Genomic DNA, 4,260 nt, shown 5'->3' with positions numbered 1-4,260 from the left:
GTCTTGCCCTGCCAGTCGAGATAGCTGAGCTCGCCGTCAGGTATCAGCCCCGCCATCAGACTGACCAGATTGCGAGCTACCTGCTCTGGCGTCTGCAAGCTGCCATCTGGCACATTGGCGTGAAACGGGCGCGAGAGCTGGGTATCCACAGTACCCGGATGAAACGCCAGCAGCTTGACGCCCGGGGCACGCCGGGCGAGTTCGATGGCGGCGCACTTGAGCAGCATGTTGAGGGCAGCCTTGGAGGCACGATAGCCATACCAGCCCCCCGCCCGATTGCCCCCAATGCTGCCGACTCGCGCGCTGAGCACCGCCAGGGTGCAGGGCGAGGCGCCAAGCAGCGGGAGCAGCTGGTTGATCCAGCGCAGCGGCAGCAAGGCATTGGTCTGGTAGAGGCTGGTCATGGCCTCGACATCAAGCGCTTCCAGCCGCTTTTCAGGCCTGATCGCCCCCTGATGCAGGACACCATTGCATATCACCAGCCGGTGCGGTCTCGGGGCCAGAGTGGCGATACGGGCCACCACGTCAGCCATCTGCTGATCGCTGTAATCGCAACGCAGCCAATGCAAGCGGGGATCATCACACCCGACGGGTGCCGGCTGCCGGCTGACCGCCATGACAGGACCGCCCCCTGTCGCCAGCCAGTGTGCCACCAGCGCCTGACCTATACCGCCCCCGGCTCCAATCACCACGACGCCCTCGTTCATGTTCATCTCCTGTTTGCGGTGAGTGTGATGCCCTTCTCCATCGCCTCTTTCTTTCCCTGTTAAGCTGGTACGCGCCTTCCTGTCTGCCGGATCAAGCAGTTATGAGGGCCAGCTTGTGTGGATCGCCCCGGATTGGGCGGATCCATTCCTATACTGAGGGAAAACCGCAGCGGGTGCTGCCAGCGCAACCAGAAGCACGAGAGTGACCATGATGTCCAAAGACGGGGAAGATCGTAAATCCATCCTGACCGAGAGCGGTACCAACGAGCTCGAGATCATCGAGTTTCACCTCAAGAAGCAGATGCCAGATGGCAGGGAGAAGATCGCCTATTACGGCATCAACGTCGCCAAGGTGCGCGAGGTGATACGGGTACCGGAAACCACAGACTACCCCAACGCCCAACGTCACATGGTGGGTGTTTTTTCCCTGCGCGAGCGGCTGATCCCGTTGGTGGATCTCGCGGGTTGGCTTGGCATCAAGACCAACCCTGACCCCAGCCACAAGGTGGTGATCGTCACCGACTTCAACAAGATGGCGAACGGCTTTCTCATCGACAGCGTCAGCAGGATCCATCGGGTCTCCTGGGAGGATGTGGAGTCCCCCAGCCAGTTTCTGGAGGCGGGCGAGAATGATTGCGTGGTGGCCGTGGTCAGGCGTGATGGCAACCTCATCATGATCCTCGACTTCGAGAAGATCATCGCCGACATCAACCCCGAGCTGAGCATGGAGAAGTACGATGTGACCCAGGATCGCAAGGTCATCATCGACGATCGCATGATGGCACTGCGCCAGGCCAAGACGGTGCTGGTGGTGGATGATTCCGCCTTCATCCGCAAGATGATAGAGACCACGCTGCGCACCGCAGGCTACAACGTGGTGACCGCCAAGGATGGGGGGGACGGGCTGGAGATGCTGATGGAGTTCGACCGCCTGTCGCAGGAGGAGAAGATCCCGGTGGCCGAGTTCGTCAGCGGCATCATCACAGACGTCGAGATGCCCCGCATGGACGGCATGCACCTGCTCAAACGCCTGCGGGATACCCCTGCCTTCAAGACCACCCCCATCGTCATGTTCTCGTCGCTGATGAGTGACGACAACCGCCAGAAGGCGCTACAGCTGGGGGCCAACGATACCATCACCAAACCCGAGCTGGGACGCATGGTCGGCATGATAGACAACTTCCTGATCGGTATCCCCATCCCCAAACCGGGCAATCTGTAAGGCCGTTAGCCGGCCAGACAAGCAAAAGGGCACCGAGGCGCCCTTTTGCTAACTGTCCCTTCACCCAAGCCAGAGGTAGATCTGATGGGCTGCCACCCCGGCACTCAAGCCGCCGATGGTGTGGGCCACGATGGCACGGGAGGTCAGGTGACGATAGCCGAGGGCATCCAGCATGGCGGTGTGGGTGCTCAGGAAACCGCTCCAGCACATGCCCATGGCGGTAAACACCGCGACCTCGTTGCCAGTGATCCACCCCTTGGCGATAAAGGGAGGCATCAGCGACATGGCGGCCCCGACCGCCCCCAGCGAGGTCGCCGGGAAGGCGACCAGCTCCGGTTGCTGGAAGCCAAACAGCAGTTCGAACAACCAACCCACCTTGGCCGCCAGCACGGGCAGCAACGCCACCCCCTGGAAAGCCTCGCCATTGTAACCCTGCTCGCCCGGGCCGAAGGTCAGCAGCATCACGAAAGTGCTGATGATAAGCACCCCGGGGATCACCGCCATCCCAAGTTCCACCCCGGACTTGCCGCCATCGAGCAGGGCATTGAGCACCCGCAGCCAGGTGGGGGCCGACTCCTGGCTCAGACCAGGCTTGGCACCCAGGCTCACTACCTCGTCATCCATCAGGGTTTCCCCCACCAGCGGGCGGATCATGTGCTGCATCAACCGGGTCGAGACCACTGAACCGATGAGGGAGCCAAGCAGGCCTATCAGGGCTGCACTGGCAGTGGATTCGCCGCTCGGCAGTTGCAGGGTGGCCATGAAGGTCACCACTATCAGCCCCATGCCGAAGGCGGTGCCGAAGTTGGTGAGTGAGACCAGCTGCCAGGGGGTGAAGCCTTTGCGAAAGCGACTGTCTTTGGCGAGGCTGATGACCGCCGGGTTATCGGAGAAGAAGGTCATCAAGGCCGCCAGGGCGGTACGTCCAGGCAGGCGGAAGATGGGCTTCATCAGCGGCGCCAGCAGCACCTCCAGCAGGCGGATCACCCCGAACTCGCTGAGCAGCTGACTCAGCGCCCCCGACAACACGGTAATCCCCATGATGAAAAGCACAGTATTGAGCAGCAGCTGATGGGCGGTGTTGAACAGGGTATTGACCAAGGAGGAGAGCCCCATCTGGCTGCCGAGGTAGCCGAACAGGCTGCCCAGAATAGCCAGCACCAGTACCGGCTCCAGCCAGCGGCGGAGAGAGGTTTGCGATGTATGCGAATCTTTAACTGCTTGATTTTCCATACCAATCCTGATTGCTGTCTCTGTGTGAATCGTTGTTTTTGTTATTGAACTCATGACGCACTCGCGACAAGGGCTCCTTGAATGGCGTATCCAGCAAGGTTCCGCTGACATCCGGACGAATAGTCAGTAGTGTTGACGACGGCACTCGGGAGGAAAACGCGATTGCCGGGCCAACATAGCCAGCAAGCCCGCATCAGACCTGGTCGGCACGATAAAACCAGCACTCGGGAAAAATTGCGGGGCAGGAGTATAACAACCGCGGCAAGTCAGCGAAAGAACGTGGATAACCTCCGCCAGAGACTTCATCTACCTTACTGGGATTTCGTATCTGAATGCCGCCTATGTTCAACCCGTTACGCATTAGTCCGATGACTTGGTGGCAGGGGACTCCGTCCTGCTGACAGCGCTCGGGCATGACTAGCAAGGCCTTCAGCAACTTGCCAAAATGCATATCGACGGTGATCCACCGTTCGGTCTGGCGGCAGGATTGCCGGCCTCGATGCAGCAAGTTAAGATCGCGACACCTCCGGCCAGCGCCGAACTCCGCCCCCATCACAAACAGAACAGCAATGAATCAGCTCATCACCTATATCAAGGCCATCCATCGGCAGCCGGGGCCTGCGACCATCACACGCCAGCAGAGTGAACACTATAGCGAGCATGACGAGAGTGGCACCCTGATCCAGCACCAGCAAACCACCTATTGGTTCGCCAATAGGGTCGTCATCTGTCATCAGACAGAGCAGGATCAAGTCCCCTCTGCACAGCTGTGTGCCGAATGCTGGATAAGCTACAGCGTCGTCACCAGCCCCATGCCCATCACGCCGCTACGCAAGCTGTTCCACAATCCCTGTCAGGAGGCATTCTGGCTGAAAATGCAAGGTATCACGCCGGAAAGATAGCGATAACGCTGGCCGCTGATGAAACAACAGCAGACATTAAGTGCCATCCCTGGCGAACGGAGATACTCGAAAGACGCTACTATCTCGGCCGGCCATGCTCTCACTCGGCCAGTAACAAACGAACCTGTCACGTGAATCTGGTCGGCCGTAAACGACAGACAAAGAAAAAGCCCAGCATTGCTGCTGGGCTTTTGTG

4 protein-coding genes are annotated in these 4,260 nt (G+C 59.6%); 2 read left to right on the top strand and 2 right to left on the bottom strand.

Annotated elements, in window-relative coordinates; all coding sequences use genetic code 11:
- Positions 1–707, bottom strand: a 707-nt coding sequence (locus tag AAC083_RS01370) for an SDR family NAD(P)-dependent oxidoreductase (RefSeq protein WP_108537871.1), incomplete at its 3' end; no start/stop codon positions are given.
- A gap of 208 nt (positions 708–915) precedes the next feature.
- On the opposite strand from AAC083_RS01370, the gene AAC083_RS01365 reads away from it, so the two are divergent.
- Positions 916–1,929: a chemotaxis protein gene (locus tag AAC083_RS01365; RefSeq protein WP_042038975.1), complete on the top strand. Its 1,014-nt coding sequence runs from the start codon at positions 916–918 to the stop codon at positions 1,927–1,929.
- 60 nt (positions 1,930–1,989) lie between these two features.
- On the opposite strand, the gene AAC083_RS01360 is transcribed toward AAC083_RS01365, so the two are convergent.
- Positions 1,990–3,162, bottom strand: a complete 1,173-nt coding sequence (locus AAC083_RS01360) for a CD0519/CD1768 family membrane protein (RefSeq protein ID WP_108537870.1) — start codon at positions 3,160–3,162, stop codon at positions 1,990–1,992.
- Positions 3,163–3,731: 569 nt separating this feature from the next.
- Between AAC083_RS01360 and AAC083_RS01355 the strand changes: the two genes are divergently transcribed.
- Entirely contained in the window at positions 3,732–4,064 is a 333-nt protein-coding gene (locus AAC083_RS01355; protein ID WP_108537868.1) for a hypothetical protein, read from the top strand.
- Positions 4,065–4,260: the final 196 nt, after the last annotated feature.

The sequence above is a fragment of the Aeromonas sp. HMWF014 genome (genome assembly GCF_963878295.1).
GTDB classification, from domain to species: domain Bacteria; phylum Pseudomonadota; class Gammaproteobacteria; order Enterobacterales; family Aeromonadaceae; genus Aeromonas; species Aeromonas popoffii.
This window is presented reverse-complemented; position numbering and strand designations above follow the sequence as displayed.